Raw genomic sequence first — 20,152 nt, forward strand, 5'->3', positions numbered from 1 at the left:
GCAGGAGAAGATCGGTCAGGCGGGTTGCGCCGCCACGGCGCGCGGCAGCACGCGCGGCGTGATGAGCGCCACCAGCACGAAGACCAGCGCGTTGGTCGCCAGCGCCACCAGCCCGGTGTTGAGCGACTTGACGACCACGGGCGCCGACGGGAACAGCGTGCCGAGGTTCGCACCGGTGGTCATCATGAATGCCAGCACCGCACCGCCCGCGAGGATGCCCGCGAACGCCGCCTGCTTGCTGCCGAAGGGTTTCTTCATGAGGCTGAACAGGAGCGAAGGCAGCAGCTGCGTGAGCAGGCTCGACGCGAAGATGGCCACCGCCACGATGGTGGTGCCGCCGCGCAGCACGAAGTACACGGCCACCAGCGCGAACATCGGCAGCGCCCAGCGTGCCACGCGCGCCACCTGTCGGTCGGTGGCGGTCGGCGCGAAGCCTTCCTTGTAGACGTTCTTGCCGATCACGGTGGAGGCGTTCAGCAGGATCATCGAGCCCGGCACGAGGGCCGTGAGCACGCCCGTGCCGCCGATGACGCCGACGAACCACGGGTCGAAGGTGTGCTTCACGAGGCCGAACAGGGCCAGGTCGACCTCCGAGCCCTTGAGGCCCGGCACCTGCAGGATGGCCGCGAAGCCCACCAGGAACAGGAAGGCGATGACCACCTGGTACAGCGGCATCAGGATGGTGTTGCGCCGCACCGCGCTCGCGCTCTTGGCGGCGTACACCGAGGTGAGGTTGAACGGGTACAGGTAGTAGCCCAGCGCCGTCAGCAGGATGGTCGAGTTGTACCAGGTGAGGTTCAGGCCCTCTTTCGGGAACTCGAAGAAGCCGGGGTTGGCCGCGTGGATGGCGGTGAACATCGGCGCGACGCCGCCGTAGTAGTGCCATGGCAGGTAGATGCCCAGGAACACGGCGAGCGCAAGGATCAGGATGTCCTTCACGATCGCGATGCTGGCCGAGCCGTGGATGCCCGAGAACAGGATGTAGCTGACCATCACGACCGTGCCGATCCAGATCGCCACCTGCGGCGCGATGGAGCCGTACGAGGCCTCCGACACGATGATGCCTAGCCCGCGCAGCTGGATGGTGAGCAGCGCCACCATGCCCATCAGCGCGACCACCGACACCAGCACGCCCAGCGGGCGGCTGTCGTACTTGTGGGCGAAGAAGTCGGAGAACGACACCAGCTTGTGCGCGGTGGCGTAGCGCCAGATGGCCGGCAGCATCCAGAAGGCCATGAGGTAGGCCAGGCCGCCGTAAGCCAGGATGTAGAAGGCCGGCGAGCCCTTGCTGTACGACCAGCCGCTGGCGCCCAGGAAGGTGAAGGTGGAGAACGACTCGCCCGCCATCAGCAGGAACACCATGATCGTGCCCAGCCCGCGCCCGCCCAGCGCCCACTGCTCCAGGCTCATGGTGCGCCCGCGCCGCGCGAGCACGGCCAGGCCCAGCGCGCCGATGACGAAGAGCGCGATCACGCCCAGCGCCGCGTTCATCGCGTGCCTCCTGCAGCCTGCGCGTCGAGGTCGCCTTCAGCCCGGTCGATCACGAACAGGATGAGCGAGGTCAGCACCAGCCAGCTCACGTTCCAGACCATCAGGAAGGGCATGCCGAGCACGAAGGTGGGGGCGACGGACGACAGCCATCCCCCGCTGAAGAAGGCGGCGACCGGCAGCACGGCCAGCCATTTGGCGGATTTCATGGATGTCTCGATTCCTTGTCTGGTTGCGGATTGTCTCTTATTTTGGTCAACCATATTTTTGTATTTGGTTAACCAAACGGCGCGAATGGTACGGAGCCCCCAGGGGCGCGTCAATCCGCGGGCTTTCCCGGAGGCGGGCGGACGCGGGCAATAATCCGCAGGCCCATGCCCGCCGCCACCCGCAAAACCCCAGCGCCCGCTCCCCTGCCCGATCCCGTCGAGACCGACGATGCGAACGTGGACGAACGCGTCTACGCCGCCGTATCGAAGGCGCTGCTCAGCGGCAAGCTGCGCCCCGGCACGCCGCTGCGCGAGCGCGCGCTGGCCGAGGCGCTGGGCTGCACGCGCGGCGCGGTGCGCAAGGTGCTGGCGCGGCTGGGTTCCGAGAAGCGGCTGGTGCTGGAGCACAACCGCGGCGCCTTCGTGCCCAACCCGTCGATCGAGGACATGCGCGGCATCTACCGCGCGCGCCGCATCGTGGAGGCGGGGCTGGTGACCACGCTGTTCGGCGCACTGGCGCGCGACCAGGTAGCCGCGCTGCGCAAGCACGTGCAGGCGGAGCAGAAGGCGTTCAAGGAAGGCCGGCGCGAGGACGCGATCCGCCTGGCGGGCGACTTCCACCTGCTGCTGGCGCAGATGGCGGGCAGCGACGAGCTGCTGTCGTACATCCGGCGGCTGATCGCGAACACCGAGCTGTACAAGGCGCTGTACGACTCGGCGGAGGCCGCGAGCTGCGCGCCGCGCGAGCACGAACAGATCATCGAAGCGCTCATGGGCGACTCGCTCGACGCTGCGCTCGCCGTCGCGCTGGAGCACCTGGACGAGCTGGAGCAGCGTGTGATCGCCGGGGCAGCGGCGGAGCAGGAAGTCGACCTGGCGGCGCTGCTGAATGGCGGTGGCGCCAAGCCGCACGCGCACACGCACACGCACGACCACTGACGAGCGCCGGGGCACGCGATACCGCGCAAAACATTTGCGCCCGCGCCCCTCTTTTTTACGCGGCTTTTAGACCCGCGCTTCTACGCTGCCGGCTCCTCCATTCGACAGCGAATTCTTTCGATGAAACACCTCATCCGCACCGCCTTGCCGGTGCTCGTTCTTCCCACCCTGTTCGCCCTGCCGTTGCTTGCGAACGCGCAGCTCACGGGCAATGTGGCGCTGACCACGAACTACAAGTTCCGCGGTCAGGACCAGGACATGCTCGGCAAGAACGACTACGCCAAGACCCGTGGCTTCAAGCCCGCGATCCAGGGCGGCTTCGACTACGCCTTCGGCGACAGCGGCTTCTACATCGGCAACTGGAACTCCAGCGTCAACTGGCTCAAGGGCAACAGCCTGGAGAGCGACCTCTATGGCGGCTACAAGTTCAAGGCCGGCCCGGTCGACATGGACGTGGGTGCGCTCACCTATATCTACCCCGGCAACTCGTCGGGCAACACGACGGAGCTGTACGCGAGCGCGGGCTACACCGATGCGACCCTCGGCTCGTTCACGCTGAAGTACTCGCACACGGTGTCGAAGGACTACTTCGGCTATGCCGGCGCCAAGACCGGCTCGGGCCGCACGGGCCGCAACACCGGCTACCTGAACCTGGCCTACAGCAAGGAGATCGTGCCCAAGGTCACGCTCAAGGCGGCCGTGGGCTACACGAACATGTCGAGCGACATCCGCAGCCTGGGCTACAAGAGCTACGTCGACTACAACGTGGGCGCCACCTACGATTTCGGCAGCGGCCTCACGCTCACCGGCTCGGTGCAGGGCGCAAACAAGAAGAGCTCGTACGTCTCCGTGGCCAACCCGGGCATCGAGCTCCCCGACTTCGGCACCTTCGGCCAGACCACCTACTCGCCCAACAAGGCGCGCTTCATCCTCACGCTGACGAAGACACTCTGATCAGTCGATGCTGACGTTCGCCGCCTTGGCGACCTCGGCCCACTTCACGCGGTTGGCGTGCACGGTCTTCTTGAACTGCGCGGGCGACTCGATGCGCACGGTGTTGCCCTGGCTCTCGAAGCGCTCGCGGATCTCGGGCTGTTCGAGCACCGTCTTCACGGCGGCGTTGAGCTTGTCGACGATCTGCGGGTCGGTGCCCTTGGGCGCGAAGATGCCGAACCAGATCGCACTGTCGAAGCCCTTGGTGCCAGGCAGGCCGCTGGAGGCGATGGTCGGCACTTCCTTCACGGCCGGCACGGCCGTGGCGGTGGTCACGCCCAGCAGGCGCACCTTGCCGGCCTTGTAGTGCGGCAGCACGGTCTGCACCTGGTTCATGATGCAGCAGGTCTCGCCGCGCACCACCGAGGTGATGGCCTCGGGACCGCCCTTGTAGGGCACGTGGACCATGTTCAGGCCCAGGCGCGAGTTGAACTCGGCAAAGGCCATGTGCGTGCCCGCGCCGTTGCCGGTCGAGGCGTAGTTGTACTTGCCGGGGTTGGCCTTCACCAGGTCGACGAACTCCTTGAGCGTGCGCACGTTGATCACGTCGGGGTTGATGGTGAGCACGTTCGACACGTCGAGCACGGGCGCCACGGGCACGAAGTCGGCCTCCACGTCGAAGGGCAGCTTCTTGTACAGCGCGGCGTTGCTGCCGTGCGTGGCGGCGGTGCCGAACGAGAGCGTGTAGCCGTCGGGCTTGGCGTGGGCCACGTACTCGCTGGCGATGTTGCCGGCCGCGCCCGACTTGTAGTCGATGATGACCGGCTTGCCGAGCTGGCGCGACAGCGGCTCCTGGATGGCGCGCGCCACCACGTCGACGCCGGAGCCGGCCGGGAAGCCCATGATCAGCGTGACGGGTTGGTGCGGCCAGTCGGGCTGGGCCAGCGCGAGGGTCGATGCGGCGGTGGTGCAGAGCAAGGCGCCGGCGGCCAGCACGGCGCGGCGCGAGAAGGGAAAATGGGCCATGTCAGTCTTTCTTCGAGGCGGGCGATGCGAGCGCGCATTGTGGCGCGCGGCTGATACCTGGTTGCATATGTGCTTATGCGCGACACCCGCGTCCGGCGCCGCCTCTCCATAATCGCTCCATGGTCCGCCCCACACAACAACTCCACGCCCATCGCGAGCCGGTGCCCGTGCGCGCCGCCGCCACCGTCCTGCTGCTGCGCGACACTGACGCCGGCCTCGAAATCCTCATGACCCGCCGCTCGGCGACCGCGAGCTTCGCGCCCGGCGCCTACGTCTTTCCGGGGGGCCACATCGATGCGGCCGACGCCGCGGCCGCGCGCATCGCGGCGCGGCGCGCCACGCAAAGCACGACGCAGCACACGCAGGCCATCGCCGCGATCCGCGAAGCTTTTGAAGAACTCGGCATCCTGCTGGCCCGCCACGCCGATGGCCGTGCCGTGTGCGCCGACGAGGTCGCCGCCATGGACCGCAACGCCACCGCCGGCACGGCCTTCGCCGACCAGTGCGCGGCGCGCGGTCTGGTGCTGTCGGCCGACGAGGTCTTCACCTTCGCGCACTGGATCACCGACCGCGACCTGCCCAAGCGCTTCGACGTGCCCTTCCTGGTGGCGCGCATGCCCGAGGGCCAGACGCCCACGGCCGACGAGAGCGAGCAGTTCGAGCCCTGCTGGGTGCGACCGGCCGATGCGCTGGCACGCCACGAGGCCGGCAGCTTCTTCATGATCTTCCCGACCATCCGCACGCTGCAGCGCATGGCGGCCTATGCGACGGTCGACGCGGTGCTCGCGGCCTGCGCACCTGTCGCAGGTGGCGAAGAAAAGCCGCTGTGGACCAGCTGCCCGCGCGCCGGCCTGCTCAAGGGCGAGGACGCGCGCTACATGGAGCACGAATCGCCCTTCGGCGAACTCGCGCTGGTGTGCCCCGACGGCCAGATCGCGCACGCGCTCGACTGGCAGAGCACGCAGCCGGTGGCACTGCTGAAGAACGTGCAGCGCCTCACCGCGCCGAACCCCAGCGCCATGACCGGCCCGGGCACCAACACCTACCTCGTGGGCGACGCGGCCACCGGCTACCTCGTGATCGACCCGGGCCCGAACGACGCGGTGCACCTCGGCCGGCTCATGGACGCCACGCAGGGCGACATTCGCCTGATCGTCTGCACGCACTCGCACGCCGACCACTCGCCGGGTGCCGCGCCGCTGCAGGCGCTGTGCGCGGCCGGGCGCAAGCCGCCGATCCTGGGGCTGTCGTCCGCGCCCACGGCGCGCGCCACCGCGCGCTTCAGCGCCGAGCGCGAGTTGGCCGACGGCGAACGGCTGGTGCTTTCGGGCACCGCGCCCGACGGCACGCCGATCACGCACACGCTGCGCGCCGTTCACACACCCGGCCACGCGGCCAATCACCTGTGCCTGGTGCTGGAAGAAGACGGCCTGCTGTTCTCGGGCGACCACATCCTCAACGGAAGCACGACCGTCATCGATCCGCCGGACGGCGACATGACGGCCTACCTCGATTCGCTCGACAAGCTCGACGCGGCCTGCGCGGCCGGTGGCATCGACTTCATCCTGCCGGCGCACGGCTACGTGATCGGCTTCGCGCGCACGGCCATCGCGCACCTGAAAGCGCACCGTCTGAAGCGCGAGGCCAAGATCGCCGCCGCCATGCAGCGGCTGCCCGAGGGCACGCCGGAGCAATGGCTGCCGCTGGCCTACGACGACGTGCCCGAGCGCATGTGGCCGGTGGCGGCGCGTTCGCTGGCCGCGCACGTGGCGCGCATCCGGCAACTGGCCGAGGCCCGATGAACCGCTCGAACCGCCCTTCTTTCCCTGACGACGAAGGCGTGCGCCTGGCCAAGCGCGTGGCCGCGCTGGCCCAGGTGTCGCGGCGCGAGGCCGAGATGCTGATCGAGAACGGCGCAGTGCGCGTCGACGGCGTGCCCGCCCTGCTGCCGCAGTCGCGCGTGCAGGCACACCAGCAGGTCGAGATTGCCGCCGGCGCGCGGCCCGAGCCCGTGCTGCCGGTGACGCTGGTGCTCTACAAGCCCGCAGGCATGCCCACCGACACCGCGCACCAGCTGCTGGTGGCCGCCAACCACCACGAACCCGAGCGCGAAGGCCAGCGCTTCCTGCCGGCGCATGCGCGCGGGCAGCGCTGCATGACGCCGCTCGAAACCGGCGCCAGCGGCCTCGTGGCCTACACGCAGGAATGGCGCATCGAGCGCAAGCTGCAGGAAGACGCGGCCTTTCTCGAACACGAGGTGATGGTCGACGTGGCCGGCCCGGTCGGCCCCGAGGTGCTGGCGCGGCTGGAGCGTTCGCCCGCGCGCGTGAGCATCGGCCGCCAGGCCGAGGACCAGACCGGTCTGCGCTTCGCGCTGAAGGGCGCGCGGCCCGGGCAGATCGCCAACATCTGCGACAGCGTGGGCCTGCGCATCGTGGCCATGCGGCGCCTGCGCATCGGGCGCGTGCCGCTGGCGGGACTGCAGCCGGGACAGTGGCGCTACCTGGCGCCGCACGAGCGTTTTTGAAAGAGGCTTGAGGACGACGAGGCAGCACCGCAAACTGCCACCTGACGACAGCGGCGCCGCGCCGCACACGGGAGATTCAGCACATGAAGTTCGGCACACCGATCCGCACCCTGGCCTGCACCCTGCCCCTGACGCTGCTGGCGGGCTGCAGCTACCTCACCAACCTGCTGTTTCCTGACGCGCCGGTCGGCTCTCCGCCTGCCGCGACGACAGCCCCCCAACCCGCATCCCCGCCCACCGTGGTGTCGAAAGACGGCCTCGCGCCGATCACCGCGGTGCAGGTCGAGCGCATCCGCGAAGCCGTCGGCGGCAAGCCCCCGAGCCCCGCCGTGGGCAAGGTGGTGGGGAGCGCGTCGCCGACCATCGAATCCTTCCTGCGCACCGAAGGCTGCATCACGGCGCGCAACGGCGCGGTGCTCAATCCCTTCGCGGCGCCCGGCCGGCTGTTCGACGGTACAGGCTTCCAGGGCGGGCCGATGGCCGAGATGCAGTACCACGACAAGACCGCCTGCGTGACGGTGCAGCGCATCCAGAACTGGAAACTGGTGTCGCCCCGGCTGCTGCGCTTCGACGTGGTCTACGTGGGCGACGACGGCGAGGAGCGCGCCATCAAGCGCCACGAGCTGATGCGCCAGCCCAAGGGCGGCTGGCTGTTCACGCGCTGAGCGTTCCTTCACCGGCCCTGGCCTGCGCGCGCAGGCCGATGCCGAACGACAGCTGCGCCACGATGCCCGCGCCGGCCAACACGATCGCCGCCGCGAGTGCAGGGTTGCCGTGGCCCATGCCCGCGAGCGCGGTGCACAGCGCGCCGATCGCCATCTGCGTCGCGCCATACAACCCCGAGGCCGAGCCGATGACCTTCGGATTGACGCTGATCGCCAGCGTCAGCGCGGCCGGCGAGGCCATGCCGGCGCCCACGGTGAAGAGAAACATGCTCGCGACGATCAGCGGCACCGAGAGCTGCCCCGCGAGCGCCGCGCCCAGCAGCACGAAGGCCGCCGCCACGCTCAGCGCGTTCGAGCGCACCATGAGCCGGTCGAGCCGCACGCGCGAGATCAGCCGGCTCGTGAGGAAACTGCCGAGCCACACGCCCGACACGAGGATGGCAAGGTAGATGCCGGCCTCGTGCGCGGGCCGGTGCAACTGGTCCACGAAGATGAAGGGCGCCGAAGCGATGAAGGCGTACATCGAGGTGGTGGCACAGCCGCCGCCGACCGAAAAGCCGACGAAAGCGCGCGAGCCCACCAACTGCCGGTAGTTGCGCGCAAGCGCGGCGCCGTCGAGCGCCGTGCCGGGCGCGCCGGTCTCGGGCAGCAGGCGCCAGGCGAAGAGAAAGCCGGTCACGCCGAGCGCAAAGAGCGCGTAGAAGATCGAACGCCAGCCGAGCGCGGTGGCCAGCGCGCCGCCGATGAGCGGCGCCACGCTCGGGCCCACCGCCACCATGAGGTTCATCAGCGCGAGGCGGCGCGTGGCCTCCTGCGGTTCGGCCGTGTCGCGCACGATGCTGCGGCCCAGCACGAGGCCCGCGCAGCCGCCCACGGCCTGGAACAGGCGCGCGGCGATCAGCGCATGCACGTCGGGTGCCACGGCCGCCGCCAGGCCCGACACGGCGTAGATCGCGAGCCCCGCCAGCAGCACGGGCCGGCGGCCGAAGCGATCGGCCAGCGGACCGTACACCAGCTGCCCGGCGGCCAGGCCGAGGATGTACAGGCTCACCGTCATCTGCATCGCGCCCATGCCGGCCCCGAGGCTCTTCGCGGCGACGGGCAGCGCGGGCACGAAGACGTGCATCGCCAGCGTGCCGCTGAAGGTGACCAGCGCAAGCAGCCACAGCGGCGCGTGCCGCGGGCGTGGCGGCAAGGAGTCGCTCATCGGGCGGTCGTGGTGGGCTTGCCTTGCGCCAGCGCGTCGTCGGCCGGCTCCCAGCCGCCACCGAGCGCCATGAACAGCACGACCTGGTCGTCGGCCAGTTGCGCCTCGCTGGCCGCCAATGCAGCGTCAGCGCCAGCCAATGCGCGTTCGGCGTCGAGCGCGTCGAGGTAGGCGGTGCGGCCGTTGCGATAGAGCTGACGCGCCTGCGCGGCGACCTTGGCGCTTTCGTCGCGCGAGGCCTGCAATGCGGCGCGCCGATCCAGCTCGCGTGCGTAGGCGCCGAGCGCGGTCTCGGTCTCGCGCAGTGCGGTCAGCACGGTGCCGTCGAACTTGGCGAGCGCGGCGCGCGTGCCGGCCTCGGCCTGCGCGATGCGGGCCTGCGCGGCGCCGGTGTTGGGCACGGTCCACGAGATCAGCGGGCCGAGGCTCCAGGCCAGGGTGTCCTTGCGGCCGAAGTCGTTGGCATGGCCGGCCGACGAGCCCGACAGGCCCAGCGTGACCTTCGGATAGAGGTCGGCCGTGGCCACGCCGATGCGCGCGGTCGACGCGGCGAGACTGCGCTCGGCCTGGCGGATGTCGGGCCGGCGGCGCAGCAACGCAGCGCCGTCGCCCACCGGCAGTGCGCCTGCGACGCGCGGCGGCGTGGTGCAGTCGGCCACCTCGCGCGGGAAGTCCTGCGGCAGCGCGCCGGTGAGCGTGGCCAGGCGGTACAGCGCGCCCTGGCGCTGGGCCTTCAGCGGCGGCAGCGCGGCATCGAGCTGCGCGAGCTGGGCCCGCGCACGGCCGGCATCGATGGCGCCGGCACGGCCCGCGCGCTGCAGGCGCTCGGTGACGTTGACGGCGTCCTGCTGCAGCGCGACCGACTTCTGCGCGATCTGCAGCCGCAGGCCGGCCGAGCAGGCCTCGGCGTAGGCGCGCGCGGTGCCGGCCGCGACATTCACGCGCACGAGATCGAGCGCGGCTTCGGCGGCCTGGCTGTTCGCGGCCGAGGCCTCGATGGCGCGGCGGATCTGGCCGAACAGGTCGACCTGGTACGACAGCGACGCACCCGCGCTGTAGTTGAAGGTGTTGGGCGGCTCATAGCCCTTCTGCAGCAGCGACAGGCCCGAGACGTGGCCGAACGATGGGCCGCCGTTCACGCCGATCGTGGGGTACTTGGCGCCGGCCACTTCGGTTTCGATGGCGCGTTCGCGCTCGAGGTTGGCGACGGCCTGGCGCAGGTCGGTGTTGTGCGCGAGGGCCTGGGTGACGAGCTTGTCGAGCAGCGGGTCGTGGTACAGCCGCCACCAGTGCGCGGGCAGCGGCGCTGCGTTGGCCGGCGCTTCGGCGAAGGGCTTGGCGGCAGCGGGCTGGCTGGCCAGTGCCTCGGACGGCTGGTGGTAGTCGGGGCCGACCGCCGCGCAAGCCGCGAGTCCGGCCGCGACCGCGAGCGAGGCCATGCGAAAGGCGAAGCGGGTCATGGCGGTCATCCCTTCTTCGGTGCGGCAGCGGTGGGCGCCGCGTGGTGTTCCAGGACCTGCACGGTGACCGTCTGGCCCGCCACGAGGCGCGCGCCGTCGGGCAGCGGATCGAGCTTCACGCGCACCGGGATGCGCTGCGCCAGCCGCACCCAGTTGAAGGTCGGGTTCACGCTGGGCAGCAGGTTGGCGCTGGTGGAGCGGTCGCGGTCGGCGATGCCGGCGGCCACGCTGTCGACCGCGCCTTCGAGCACCGCGCCGCCGCCCATCGGCGTCACGCGCACACGGTCGCCCAGGTGGATGCGCGGCAGCTTGGTTTCCTCGAAGTAGCCCTCGACGTAGAACGACTGCGCATCGACCAGCGCGAGCACCGGCCGACCCGCGGCGGCGTAGCTGCCCTGGCGCAGGTCGAGGTTGGTGACGAGGCCGTCGGCCGGTGCGCGCACCTCGGCGCGCTGCAGGTTCAGGCGCGCCGAATCGAGCGCGACCTCGGCCTGCGCGACGGCGGCCTGCGCCTGCTCGACGCGGGCGCGGGTCTGTTCGCGCGACTCCTTCGACACCAGGTCGTCGAGCCCCGCGTTGCGTGCGTTCTCACGCTGGGCCTGGGCGCTCACGGCGCGCTGCGCGGCAAGCGCGGCCTGGGCCTGGCGCACGGCGAGGTCGTAGCGCGCGCGGTCCACCTCGAACAGCAGCGCGCCGGCCGCGACGGGCTGGTTGTCGTGCACCGGCACGGCAGTCACGAGGCCCGACACGTCGGGCGCGATCTGGACCACGTTGGCGCGCACGCGGCCGTCGCGCGTCCACGGTGCGAGCTCGTAGTGGTCCCACAGGCGAAAGCCCGCCCAGACGGCGGCGGCCACCACGGCCACGGTGAGAAGAACGCGCAGCAGGCGCTGCGCCCGGGGGTTGTCTGCGAAGGGGTTGGCTTTCATGGAAATCTCTTTGTTGTTTGCGTTGTCATTGCGGGGGTGCCGTGAGCCGGCTCAGGCCGTACAGCAGCAACAGGTACAGCGCCATGTCGAACAGCGCCGGGTGCCATACCCAGCGATACAACCCGGTGGCGGCGAGCAGCCGGCGCACGCCCCACAGGGCGAGCAGCGCGGCGCCGGCCAGCACCATGAGCCAGGGCACGTAGAGCCCGTAGAAACTGGCTTCGCCGATCATGCGGAAGCTCCTTGCGGTGAAGAGGACACGGACACGGCCGCGAGCGAAGGCGGCGCGTCGGGGAACAGGTTGCGGCGCAGGCCGACCAATGCGGTGACGGCGGCGCGCGACGCGCTGGAGGTGTCGCGTGCGGCGAGCACGGCGGCCAGCGCCTCGTCGATCTGCGGCAGCAGCGCGGCGGGGCGCGGCGTCATGTGGCCTTCGCCACGCTGGCGGAAGAAGCGCGCGATGCCGCCGAGCAGCGCGCCCGAAGTGGCCAGCGGCAACTGGGCGCGCACGCGCTGCAACACGGCGATGTCGGCGCCCATGCGCAGGTCGCGCAGCGCATCGTCGGCGACCACGCCTTCGACGGTGCCGCCGGACTGCGCGATGCGCGGTGCCAGCAGGCCGATGCGGTCGAGCATGCGCACGGCATAGGCGTCGCTCTGCGCGTACTGCGGCTGGGCCGAAGCGGCCATGTCGCCGAGCTCGCGCCAGGTGGCGCGCTGGATGCGGCGCGCGCTCCAGTCGGCGCCCACCGAGCGCACCAGCCGCGTGACGCGACCGGCCATCACCACGCCGACGATCTGGCCGATCATGCTGTTGATGAAGCTCACGAGGTCGGCGCTGGCGGTGTCGTGCATCGCGAGCGTGCCCGACACGCCGAAGATCAGCGCCATCGCGGCCATGAAGTGCGTCGGGCGCGGCAGGTACAAGCCCAGCAGCAGGAACAGCGGCGCGCAAATCAGCACCAGCATGCCGAAGTCCTGCACCGTGGGCATGAGCACGAGCACGTAGACGGCCGAGATCGGAATGGACCACAGCGTCCACTTCAGGAAGCCGTGCATCGCGGGCACGGGGTCGTCCATGGTGGCGAAGAAGCAGCAGAAGACGGCGGCCATCATGGTCGCGGCGGAACCCATGGGCCAGCCCGTGAGGATCCAGAACGCGCCGCACACGCAGATGGCGATGACGGCGGCCAGCGCCGACAGCAGCGCCATGCCGTGGTCGCGGTGCATCGCGCGGTGACCGAGCGCGGCCGTGCGGCGCAGCGGTGCGCCGCCCTTCAGGCCCTCGTCGATGTCGCGGCGCAGGCGGGCGCAGGCGGTCCAGCCGTCGACCAGCTCCTCGAGCCGGCCTGCCAGGCCGATGCGCAGCGCGCGGGCCCAGGGAGTGCGTTCGGTGTCCTGTGCGGTGCCCAGCGCGCCGATCGCCTGGCGCAGCGCCTGCAGGCGAGCCGACGCATCGACCGCCGGATCGTTTTCTTCGCGCAGCCACTGCGCGGCCAGCGCCAGCACGGCGGTGATGTCGGGCGCCAGGCGGCCTTCGGCCTGCACCAGCGCCTGCAACCGGTCTTCGACGGCCGACAGCGCGGGCGTGAGCGCCGCCACGCGATCCTGCATGGCGCGGATCGCGCCGGCGGTCCAGCGCAGGTGCGTGGTGTCGAAGGGCACGTGGGTGGACAGCAGGCGCAGTTGCGTGATGTCGCCCGCGAGGCGACGGCGGTCGTCGTCCAGGCGCTTGGGGTCGGCGTCCTTGGGAACGCTGCGGTCGGCGGGCTGGAACAGGTCGCCCAGCCACTGGCGCGCGTCTTTCAGCGTGCGGTCGAGCAGGCCCAGCACGGTGGGCGCGAGGCCCGCGGGCAGCACGAGGCTGTGGACAAGCGTGGCGCACAGGATGCCCAGGCCGATTTCTTCCACGCGCGCCACGGCGGTGTCGAACAGCACGAGCGGCGTCTGCACCGACGGAAAGCCGATCAGCGCCGCTGTGTAGCCCGCGAGCATGAAGACGTACGAGCGCGGCGTGCGGTCGAGCAGCGAGATGTACAGGCACAGCCCGACCCACAGCGCGAGCACCAGCGTGAGCAGCTCGGGCGCGTTGGACAGCGCCGGCACCATCAGCACGGTCGCGACGCTGCCGATCAGCGTACCGCAGAAGCGGAACACCGCCTTGGAACGCACGGCGCCGGCCAGCGGATGGGCGACGACGTAGGTGGTCATGAGCGCCCAGAAGGGGCGCGGCAGGCCGGCGCGGCTGGCCAGGTACATCGCCAGCATCGCGGCGGCGAAGCTCTTGACGGAAAAGAGAAGCTCCGCGCGCGTGAAGCGCGGCAGCGCCAACGAAGCCGACATCTACTGGCCGCGCCCTTCCTGCTGCAGGCTCTGCATGCCGGAGGCACTGCGGCCGAGCTTGGCCTCGATGGCGCCGAAAACGCGCAGGGTGGCGGCGATGTCCTCGTCGGGAATGCCTTCGAACAGCGCGGCGCGCATCTGGCGCAGCGCGGCCTCGATGGGCTCGCAGACCGCGCGGCCCGCGGGCGTGAGGTGCAGCGTCTTGGCACGGCGATCGGCCGGGTCTTCACGGCGCTCGACGAAGCCGGCCTCGACCAGCTGATCGAGCGAACGCACCAGCGACGGCCCTTCGATGCCCAACGCCTCGGCCACCGTGCCCTGGCGCACGCCGTCTTCCATGCGCCCGAGCACCACCACCGGCCAGGCCAGCGTCTGCGAGAGGCCCACGTGCGCCACCGCCTTGTCGGCCGCCGCGCGATAACCGCGCTGGAGCACCGACAGCGAGGTGCCGAGCCGCATCAGCGCGTGTTCGCGCATCGGGGAAATGGGTTCGGAGTCGGCCACGGCGTTATCAATTAGTTAGCTTGCTAACAATTGTACGGGTTTCCACCGAGACTTGCACGCGACCGCGCGCGTCGCCAGCGCACGGCCCGGGGAAAAAGGGGGAGGAAAGAAAAATGTGAAGCTCGCCGATAAGCCGGATTCTGTGCACCGGAACCCTCTTGCGAAGATCCCGGCGTGACCGCCATTACTCTGGGCCGTTTGTCGCCAAACGGCTCGATGCCACCTACCCGCCAGCTCAGCGGAACCACCTCAATACTGGCCTACTTGGTGTTGCTGCGCGCAGAGATTGCCCGTTTCACCCGAACTGAATCGGCTCGTCTCTGTTGCTCTGATCCTCACCTCACGGTGGAGAGTCGTTAACTCCTGCGCTGTCCTGTGCAGTCCGGACGTTCCTCCAGTGCGGCCTTTCGGCACTTGCACCAGCGGCGGTCTGGCGAGCTTCACGGGCCGGATTATCGCCGCACGGCGCGGGGCGATCCGCTCGCGGGACGATGGCCCTGGTCTCACAATGCACGCTGACCATCCCGACCCTCGCACCCAAGGAGATTCCATGAAGGCCCAGAACATCCTCCAGACCATCGGCAACACGCCGCACATCCGCATCCAGCGCCTGTTCGGCAATGCGAAGCAGCAGGTCTGGATCAAGTCGGAGCGCGCCAACCCCGGCGGCTCGATCAAGGACCGCATCGCGCTGGCGATGGTCGAGGACGCCGAGAAGAGCGGCGCGCTGAAACCCGGCGGCACCATCGTCGAGCCGACCTCGGGCAACACCGGCATCGGCCTGGCGATGGTCGCGGCCGTCAAGGGCTACAAGCTGATCCTGGTGATGCCCGATAGCATGTCGGTCGAGCGCCGCCGCCTGATGCTGGCCTACGGCGCCACCTTCGATCTCACGCCGCGCGCCGGCGGCATGAAGGCCTCCATCGCCCGTGCCGAAGAGATCGTGGCCGGCACGCCCGGCGCGTGGATGCCGCAGCAGTTCAACAACCCCGCCAACGTCGACGTGCACGTGCGCACCACGGCCGAGGAGATCGCGGCGGACTTCCCCGACGGCATCGACGTGATCATCACCGGCGTGGGCACGGGCGGCCACATCACGGGCGTGGCGAAGGTGCTCAAGAAGAAGTGGCCCAAGCTGCAGGTGTTCGCGGTGGAGCCGGTGGCCTCACCGGTCATTTCGGGCGGCGCACCGGCGCCCCACCCCATCCAGGGCATCGGCGCGGGCTTCATCCCGAAGAACCTCGACACCGCGCTGCTCGACGGCGTGCTGCAGGTCGACGCCGAACCGGCGCGCGAAATGGCGCGCCGCTGCGCGGTCGAGGAAGGCATGCTGGTCGGCATCTCGTCGGGCGCCACGCTCGCGGCCATCGCGCAGAAGCTGCCCTCGCTGGCGCCAGATGCGGTGGTGCTGGGCTTCAACTACGACACGGGCGAGCGCTATCTCTCCGTAGAGGGCTTTCTCCCCGCCTGATCCAGCTACAAGTTTCATAGCGCCTCGGGCGCTTAAAATCGTCGGTCTGCTTGATAACCACAAGCCCCACGACATGCTGCGAATCTCCGAACTCAAACTCCCGCTCGACCATGCGCCCGAGGCGCTGGCCACCCTGATCGCCCGAACGCTCGACGTTCCGCCCGAAGCGATCGCCTCCCACACCGTCTACAAGCGCAGCTTCGACGCCCGCAAGGTCGACCTGCTCACGGTCTACATCTGCGACGTGCAGCTGGCCGACGCGAAGCTCGAAGCCTCGCTGCTCGCAAAGCACGCCGGCCATCCGCACATCCAGCCCGCGCCCGACATGCGCTACACGCCTCCGGGCCAGGCGCCTGCCGATGCAACGCGCCCCGTGGTGATCGGCTTCGGCCCCTGCGGCATCTTCGCGGCGCTGATGCTCGCGAAGATGGGCTTCAGGCCCATCGTGCTCGAACGCGGCAAGACCGTGCGCCAGCGCACCCGCGACACCTGGGGCCTGTGGCGCAAGAGCGTGCTCAACCCCGAATCGAACGTGCAGTTCGGCGAAGGCGGCGCCGGCACCTTCTCTGACGGCAAGCTCTACAGCCAGATCAAGGACCCGCGCTTCCTCGGCCGCAAGGTGATGGAAGAGTTCGTGAAGGCCGGCGCGCCGCCCGAGATCCTGTACGTCGCGCATCCGCACATCGGCACCTTCAAGCTGGTGAAGGTGGTCGAGAACATCCGCGAGCAGATCGTCGCGCTCGGCGGCGAAATCCGCTTCGAGCAGCGCGTGACCGACGTGCACATCGAGAACGGCCACCTGCGCGGCTTGACCGTGCTCGACCAGACCACGGGCACGAGCAGCGAGCTGCGCGCCGACCACGTCGTGATGGCACTGGGCCACAGCTCGCGCGACACCTTCGAGATGCTGCATGCGCGCGGCGTGCACATCGAGGCCAAGCCTTTCTCCATCGGCTTCCGCGTCGAACACCCGCAAGGCCTGATCGACCGCGCCCGCTGGGGTCGCCACGCAGGCCACCCGCTGCTCGGCGCGGCCGACTACAAGCTGGTGCACCACGCGAGCAACGGCCGCTCGGTCTACAGCTTCTGCATGTGCCCCGGCGGCACCGTGGTCGCGGCCACCAGCGAGCCGAACCGCGTGGTCACCAACGGCATGAGCCAGTACTCGCGCAACGAACGCAACGCCAACGCGGGCATCGTGGTGGGCATCGACCCGCGCGACTTCCCGGGTGACGCGCTGGCAGGCATCGCGCTGCAACGCGAACTCGAAAGCAACGCCTACGTGCTCGGCGGCAGCAACTACCACGCGCCCGGCCAGCTCGTGGGCGACTTCATCGCCGGCAAGCCCTCCACCGCGCTGGGCAGCGTCACGCCGTCGTACAAGCCCGGCGTGACGCCCACCGACCTGCACCAGGCCCTGCCCGCCTACGCCATCGAGGCGATGCGCGAGGCCTTCCCGGCCTTCGGCCGCAAGATCAAGGGCTTCGACACGCACGACGCCGTGCTCACGGGCGTGGAAACACGCACCTCGTCGCCGATCAAGATCACGCGCGGCGACGACTTCCAGAGCCTCAACGTGCGCGGCCTCTACCCGGCCGGCGAAGGCGCGAGCTACGCGGGCGGCATCCTGTCGGCCGGCGTGGACGGCATCAAGGTGGCCGAAGCCGTGGCGCGCAGCGTGCTCGGCGAGGCCGCTTGATGACGATGGTGCAAGCCATGCACTTCAACCGCCCCACCACCGGCCAGCTGGCCGTCGCCACGCTGGCGATGGCCGCCGTGGTGCTCGCGTCCAACATCCTGGTGCAGTTCGCCATCAACGACTGGCTCACCTGGGGCGCCTTCACCTACCCCGTGGCCTACCTCGTGAGCGACCTCGTCAACCGGCGCTTCGGCCCCGGCATGGCGCGCCGCGTGGCCTGGGTCGGCTTCGCGGTGGCCGTGGCGGTGTCGCTGCTGCTCGCACCCGCGCGCATCGCCGCGGCCTCGGGCCTGGCCTTCATCGCTTCGCAGCTGCTGGACATCCGCGTGTTCGACAAGCTGCGCCAGGGCCTGTGGTGGCGTGCGCCGCTCGTGGCCACCGTGATCGCGGCCGTGCTCGACAGCATCGTCTTCTGGGGCATCGCCTTCGCAGGGACCGACGGCCCGTGGATCACCTGGGCGCTCGGCGACCTGGGCGTGAAGCTCGGCGTCGGCGTGCTGATGCTGCTGCCGTTCCGGCTGCTGATCGGGCGGCAGGCCGCCCTGCGCACGTCGGCGTCCGGCCACTGACCAGAGCGCTGCGACCATGACGATCCGCCCTGACAATACGCACAGGATGTTCCGGCCGCGCTGACCGCGCGGGACCGGTTGTTCTTTTTCTTCCCTTTCCATCCCCTCGCGCCCATCGCCGAGCCTTCCGTATGACCGACGCATCCACCGCCGCCCCGAACACGAACTCGCGCAACGCACGGCGCCAGCGCCCGGACATGGCCGAGCAGCTCCAACAGCTGAAGGCCGGCGCGGGCAACACCGAAGCAGGCGCCGACGCGTCGGCAACGCAGCCCGCCCCCGCGCAGCAGCAGCAACAACGCCCCCCGCGGGCCAAGCAGCAGCGCCCGCATGGGCAACAGCAGCAGCAAGGGCGCAAGCCGCGCGGACAGCAGCCGCAACAACAGCAACCCACCGAAGCCCAGCGCGCACCGCGCAAGGTCAACCCGGTGCTGGAGCGCCTGTTCGAGCTGTACCCGCAGCTCTTCGGTGCGCGCTTCGTGCCGCTCAAGCTCGGCGTGTACGAAGAGCTGATCGCGCGCCATCCCGAAGACTTCAAGGCCGAAGACCTCAAGATCGCGATGGGCCAGCACGCGCGCTCCACGCGCTACCTCGAAAGCGTGGCCGCCGGCCATGCGCGCCATGACCTCGACGGCAACGCGCTCGACCCGGTCGCGCCCGAGCACGTGCACCACGCCATCCTCGAGCTGCACCGCCGCCGCTCGCAGCGCAACCCCGGCGAAGACCTGCGCCCGCAGCTGGTGACGCGCATCGCCAAGGCCATCGAGGCCTCGGGCCTGGACCACGAAGCCTATGCCGTGCTGGTGCGCTCGCGCGACGCCAACAACAACGCCGTCGTCGACGAAGCCCTGGCCGAACTCGCCCAGCAGGCCGCCAAGCGCGAAGCGCTGGCGCGCGCCTTCGAGGCCAGCGGCCGCAGCGAGCAGGAGTTCGCCGACATGTACGGCATGAAGCCCGGCGATGTGACGCGTACGCTGCAGCGGGTGCGTGACGACAAGAAGCGGGCGGAGGCAACTGCCGCAGCTGCTGCCGTGGCTGCCACGCAAGTGCAGGCGGAGCCCGCCGAAGCAGACGCCGCCCCTGCGGCACCTGAAGCAACCGACACGCCCGCCGCCGACTGACGCTCGGCGCGCCAGCCCCAACGAAAAAAGCCGCCACATCACTGTGGCGGCTTTTTTCATGGGCGACGGCGATGAGCGCCGTGCCCGTTGGCTTGCTCAGCGCGCGTTCTGCAGCGCCGCAATGCGCTCCTCGATCGGCGGGTGCGTGGCAAACAGCTTGCCCATGGCGCCCGTGATGCCCATGGCTTCGACCGCCTTGGGCAGTTCGCCGGCCGGCAGGCCGCCCAGGCGGGCGAGTGCGTTCATCATCGGCTGGCGGTTGCCCATCAGCGCGGCGGCGCCGGCGTCGGCGCGGAACTCGCGCTGGCGCGAGAACCAGGCCACCACGATGGCGGCGGCGAAGCCGAGCACGATGTCCAGCACGATGGTGCTCACGTAGTAGCCGATGCCGGGGCCCGAGGAACGGTCGTCGCCGCGGCGCAGGAAGCTGTCGACCGCGTAACCGATCACGCGCGAGAGGAACACGACGAAGGTGTTCATCACGCCCTGGATCAGCGTCATCGTGACCATGTCGCCGTTGGCGATGTGCGCGACCTCGTGGCCGATGACGGCCTCGACCTCTTCGCGCGTCATGTTCTGCAGCAGGCCGGTGGACACGGCCACGAGCGACGAGTTCTTGAAGGCGCCGGTGGCGAAGGCATTGGGCTCGCCTTCGAAGATGCCGACCTCGGGCATGCCGATGCCGGCCTTGTCGGCGAACTTGCGCACGGTGCCGACGATCCAGGCCTCGTCGGGCGACTGGGGGTTGTCGATCATGCGCAGGCCAGCCGTCCACTTGGCCATGGGCTTGCTGATGAGCAGCGAGATGATCGCGCCGCCGAAGCCCATGACCAGCGCGAAGCCGAGCAGCGCCGTGAGGTTGAGCCCGTTGGCCGTGAGGAAGCGATTGACGCCGAGCAGGCTGGCGACCACGCCGAGCACCGCGACGACCATCACGTTGGTCAGGACGAACAGAAGGATACGTTTCAAGTTGAATTCTCCGTGGGGAAATCTGCCTCACCAGATGAGGGCCCGGGGGCCTTCTTCAAGCCGTGTCCTGCGCCAGCAGGCCACGGCAGACGG

Annotated in this window: 19 protein-coding genes and 1 other RNA gene; 9 read left to right on the forward strand and 11 right to left on the reverse strand. The window is 69.8% G+C overall.

What is annotated here, in order from left to right:
• Window positions 1–15: 15 nt before the first annotated feature.
• Both D3H34_RS10875 and D3H34_RS10880 read right to left on the reverse strand, forming a co-directional pair.
• Window positions 16–1,491 (reverse strand): sodium:solute symporter family protein, encoded by a 1,476-nt coding sequence (locus D3H34_RS10875; RefSeq protein WP_119553469.1) that lies wholly within the window; start codon window positions 1,489–1,491, stop codon window positions 16–18.
• Window positions 1,488–1,697 carry a DUF3311 domain-containing protein gene (locus tag D3H34_RS10880; RefSeq protein ID WP_119553470.1) on the reverse strand — a complete coding sequence of 70 codons (210 nt, stop codon included), beginning with the start codon at window positions 1,695–1,697 and terminating at the stop codon, window positions 1,488–1,490. Before D3H34_RS10880 ends, D3H34_RS10875 begins: the two co-directional genes overlap by 4 nt.
• Before the next feature lie 165 nt (window positions 1,698–1,862).
• Between D3H34_RS10880 and D3H34_RS10885 the strand changes: the two genes are divergently transcribed.
• The gene (locus D3H34_RS10885; RefSeq protein ID WP_119553471.1) at window positions 1,863–2,636 is read left to right on the forward strand and encodes a GntR family transcriptional regulator; all 774 of its coding nucleotides are present in this window, start codon (window positions 1,863–1,865) and stop codon (window positions 2,634–2,636) included.
• Between the two features lie 120 nt (window positions 2,637–2,756).
• Entirely contained in the window at window positions 2,757–3,590 is an 834-nt protein-coding gene (locus tag D3H34_RS10890) for a TorF family putative porin (protein WP_119553472.1), read from the forward strand.
• Here the strand turns inward: D3H34_RS10890 and D3H34_RS10895 are convergent, their stop codons facing one another.
• Complete coding sequence (locus D3H34_RS10895; protein WP_119553473.1) at window positions 3,591–4,595, reverse strand: Bug family tripartite tricarboxylate transporter substrate binding protein; 1,005 nt, start codon at window positions 4,593–4,595, stop codon at window positions 3,591–3,593.
• Window positions 4,596–4,714: 119 nt separating this feature from the next.
• Between D3H34_RS10895 and D3H34_RS10900 the strand changes: the two genes are divergently transcribed.
• The 3 genes from D3H34_RS10900 (at window position 4,715) to D3H34_RS10910 (ending at window position 7,787) form a co-directional block, all read left to right on the forward strand.
• Complete coding sequence (locus tag D3H34_RS10900) at window positions 4,715–6,397, forward strand: MBL fold metallo-hydrolase (protein WP_119553474.1); 1,683 nt, start codon at window positions 4,715–4,717, stop codon at window positions 6,395–6,397.
• Window positions 6,394–7,122: an RNA pseudouridine synthase gene (locus D3H34_RS10905; protein WP_119553475.1), complete on the forward strand. Its 729-nt coding sequence runs from the start codon at window positions 6,394–6,396 to the stop codon at window positions 7,120–7,122. Before D3H34_RS10900 ends, D3H34_RS10905 begins: the two co-directional genes overlap by 4 nt.
• Window positions 7,123–7,205: 83 nt before the next feature.
• A complete protein-coding gene (locus D3H34_RS10910) occupies window positions 7,206–7,787 on the forward strand; it encodes a hypothetical protein (RefSeq protein ID WP_119553476.1) in 582 nt (193 codons plus the stop codon).
• Here D3H34_RS10910 and D3H34_RS10915 read toward each other — a convergent pair.
• From D3H34_RS10915 to rnpB, 7 genes are all read right to left on the reverse strand, one after another.
• Window positions 7,777–8,994 carry a multidrug effflux MFS transporter gene (locus tag D3H34_RS10915; protein WP_119553477.1) on the reverse strand — a complete coding sequence of 406 codons (1,218 nt, stop codon included), beginning with the start codon at window positions 8,992–8,994 and terminating at the stop codon, window positions 7,777–7,779. The genes D3H34_RS10910 and D3H34_RS10915 overlap by 11 nt on opposite strands.
• Entirely contained in the window at window positions 8,991–10,463 is a 1,473-nt protein-coding gene (locus D3H34_RS10920) for an efflux transporter outer membrane subunit (protein WP_119553478.1), read from the reverse strand. Before D3H34_RS10920 ends, D3H34_RS10915 begins: the two co-directional genes overlap by 4 nt.
• Entirely contained in the window at window positions 10,460–11,383 is a 924-nt protein-coding gene (locus D3H34_RS10925; RefSeq protein ID WP_119553479.1) for an efflux RND transporter periplasmic adaptor subunit, read from the reverse strand. The genes D3H34_RS10920 and D3H34_RS10925 overlap by 4 nt, the downstream gene beginning before the upstream one ends.
• 25 nt (window positions 11,384–11,408) lie before the next feature.
• On the reverse strand, window positions 11,409–11,615 hold the full coding sequence (locus D3H34_RS10930; RefSeq protein WP_119553480.1) for a DUF1656 domain-containing protein: 207 nt from the start codon (window positions 11,613–11,615) through the stop codon (window positions 11,409–11,411).
• Entirely contained in the window at window positions 11,612–13,726 is a 2,115-nt protein-coding gene (locus D3H34_RS10935) for an FUSC family protein (protein ID WP_119553481.1), read from the reverse strand. The genes D3H34_RS10930 and D3H34_RS10935 overlap by 4 nt, the downstream gene beginning before the upstream one ends.
• Window positions 13,727–14,185 (reverse strand): MarR family winged helix-turn-helix transcriptional regulator, encoded by a 459-nt coding sequence (locus D3H34_RS10940; RefSeq protein WP_119553558.1) that lies wholly within the window; start codon window positions 14,183–14,185, stop codon window positions 13,727–13,729.
• 158 nt (window positions 14,186–14,343) lie between these two features.
• An RNA gene (gene rnpB / locus D3H34_RS10945) (RNase P RNA component class A) lies at window positions 14,344–14,672 on the reverse strand.
• A 108-nt stretch (window positions 14,673–14,780) separates the two neighbouring features.
• Between rnpB and cysK the strand changes: the two genes are divergently transcribed.
• The 4 genes from cysK to D3H34_RS10965 all read left to right on the forward strand — a co-directional run bounded on the left by cysK (window position 14,781) and on the right by D3H34_RS10965 (window position 19,090).
• Window positions 14,781–15,701, forward strand: coding sequence for a cysteine synthase A (gene cysK / locus D3H34_RS10950; protein ID WP_119553482.1), 921 nt, complete (start codon window positions 14,781–14,783; stop codon window positions 15,699–15,701).
• A 73-nt stretch (window positions 15,702–15,774) separates the two neighbouring features.
• Entirely contained in the window at window positions 15,775–17,400 is a 1,626-nt protein-coding gene (locus tag D3H34_RS10955) for an NAD(P)/FAD-dependent oxidoreductase (protein WP_119553483.1), read from the forward strand.
• A gap of 17 nt (window positions 17,401–17,417) precedes the next feature.
• Window positions 17,418–17,969 (forward strand): VUT family protein, encoded by a 552-nt coding sequence (locus tag D3H34_RS10960; protein ID WP_286185627.1) that lies wholly within the window; start codon window positions 17,418–17,420, stop codon window positions 17,967–17,969.
• 131 nt (window positions 17,970–18,100) lie between these two features.
• Window positions 18,101–19,090 (forward strand): ProQ/FinO family protein, encoded by a 990-nt coding sequence (locus D3H34_RS10965; RefSeq protein ID WP_119553485.1) that lies wholly within the window; start codon window positions 18,101–18,103, stop codon window positions 19,088–19,090.
• A gap of 96 nt (window positions 19,091–19,186) precedes the next feature.
• On the opposite strand, the gene htpX is transcribed toward D3H34_RS10965, so the two are convergent.
• Window positions 19,187–20,059, reverse strand: coding sequence for a protease HtpX (htpX, locus tag D3H34_RS10970; RefSeq protein WP_119553486.1), 873 nt, complete (start codon window positions 20,057–20,059; stop codon window positions 19,187–19,189).
• Between the last annotated feature and the right edge of the window lie 93 nt (window positions 20,060–20,152).

Source organism: Acidovorax cavernicola, from assembly GCF_003581445.1.

Bases quoted from the DNA above. Each gene is read 5' to 3' on its own strand.
- cysK (WP_119553482.1), top strand. From the start codon at position 14,781: ATGAAGGCCCAGAACATCCTCCAGACCATCGGCAACACGCCGCACATC.
- D3H34_RS10915 (WP_119553477.1), bottom strand. From the start codon at position 8,994: ATGAGCGACTCCTTGCCGCCACGCCCGCGGCACGCGCCGCTGTGGCTG.
- D3H34_RS10960 (WP_286185627.1), top strand. From the start codon at position 17,418: ATGCACTTCAACCGCCCCACCACCGGCCAGCTGGCCGTCGCCACGCTG.
- D3H34_RS10895 (WP_119553473.1), bottom strand. From the start codon at position 4,595: ATGGCCCATTTTCCCTTCTCGCGCCGCGCCGTGCTGGCCGCCGGCGCC.
- D3H34_RS10875 (WP_119553469.1), bottom strand. From the start codon at position 1,491: ATGAACGCGGCGCTGGGCGTGATCGCGCTCTTCGTCATCGGCGCGCTG.
- D3H34_RS10955 (WP_119553483.1), top strand. From the start codon at position 15,775: ATGCTGCGAATCTCCGAACTCAAACTCCCGCTCGACCATGCGCCCGAG.
- D3H34_RS10890 (WP_119553472.1), top strand. From the start codon at position 2,757: ATGAAACACCTCATCCGCACCGCCTTGCCGGTGCTCGTTCTTCCCACC.
- D3H34_RS10940 (WP_119553558.1), bottom strand. From the start codon at position 14,185: ATGCGGCTCGGCACCTCGCTGTCGGTGCTCCAGCGCGGTTATCGCGCG.
- D3H34_RS10930 (WP_119553480.1), bottom strand. From the start codon at position 11,615: ATGATCGGCGAAGCCAGTTTCTACGGGCTCTACGTGCCCTGGCTCATG.
- D3H34_RS10905 (WP_119553475.1), top strand. From the start codon at position 6,394: ATGAACCGCTCGAACCGCCCTTCTTTCCCTGACGACGAAGGCGTGCGC.
- D3H34_RS10910 (WP_119553476.1), top strand. From the start codon at position 7,206: ATGAAGTTCGGCACACCGATCCGCACCCTGGCCTGCACCCTGCCCCTG.
- D3H34_RS10925 (WP_119553479.1), bottom strand. From the start codon at position 11,383: ATGAAAGCCAACCCCTTCGCAGACAACCCCCGGGCGCAGCGCCTGCTG.
- D3H34_RS10880 (WP_119553470.1), bottom strand. From the start codon at position 1,697: ATGAAATCCGCCAAATGGCTGGCCGTGCTGCCGGTCGCCGCCTTCTTC.
- D3H34_RS10935 (WP_119553481.1), bottom strand. From the start codon at position 13,726: ATGTCGGCTTCGTTGGCGCTGCCGCGCTTCACGCGCGCGGAGCTTCTC.
- D3H34_RS10920 (WP_119553478.1), bottom strand. From the start codon at position 10,463: ATGACCGCCATGACCCGCTTCGCCTTTCGCATGGCCTCGCTCGCGGTC.
- D3H34_RS10885 (WP_119553471.1), top strand. From the start codon at position 1,863: ATGCCCGCCGCCACCCGCAAAACCCCAGCGCCCGCTCCCCTGCCCGAT.
- D3H34_RS10965 (WP_119553485.1), top strand. From the start codon at position 18,101: ATGACCGACGCATCCACCGCCGCCCCGAACACGAACTCGCGCAACGCA.
- D3H34_RS10900 (WP_119553474.1), top strand. From the start codon at position 4,715: ATGGTCCGCCCCACACAACAACTCCACGCCCATCGCGAGCCGGTGCCC.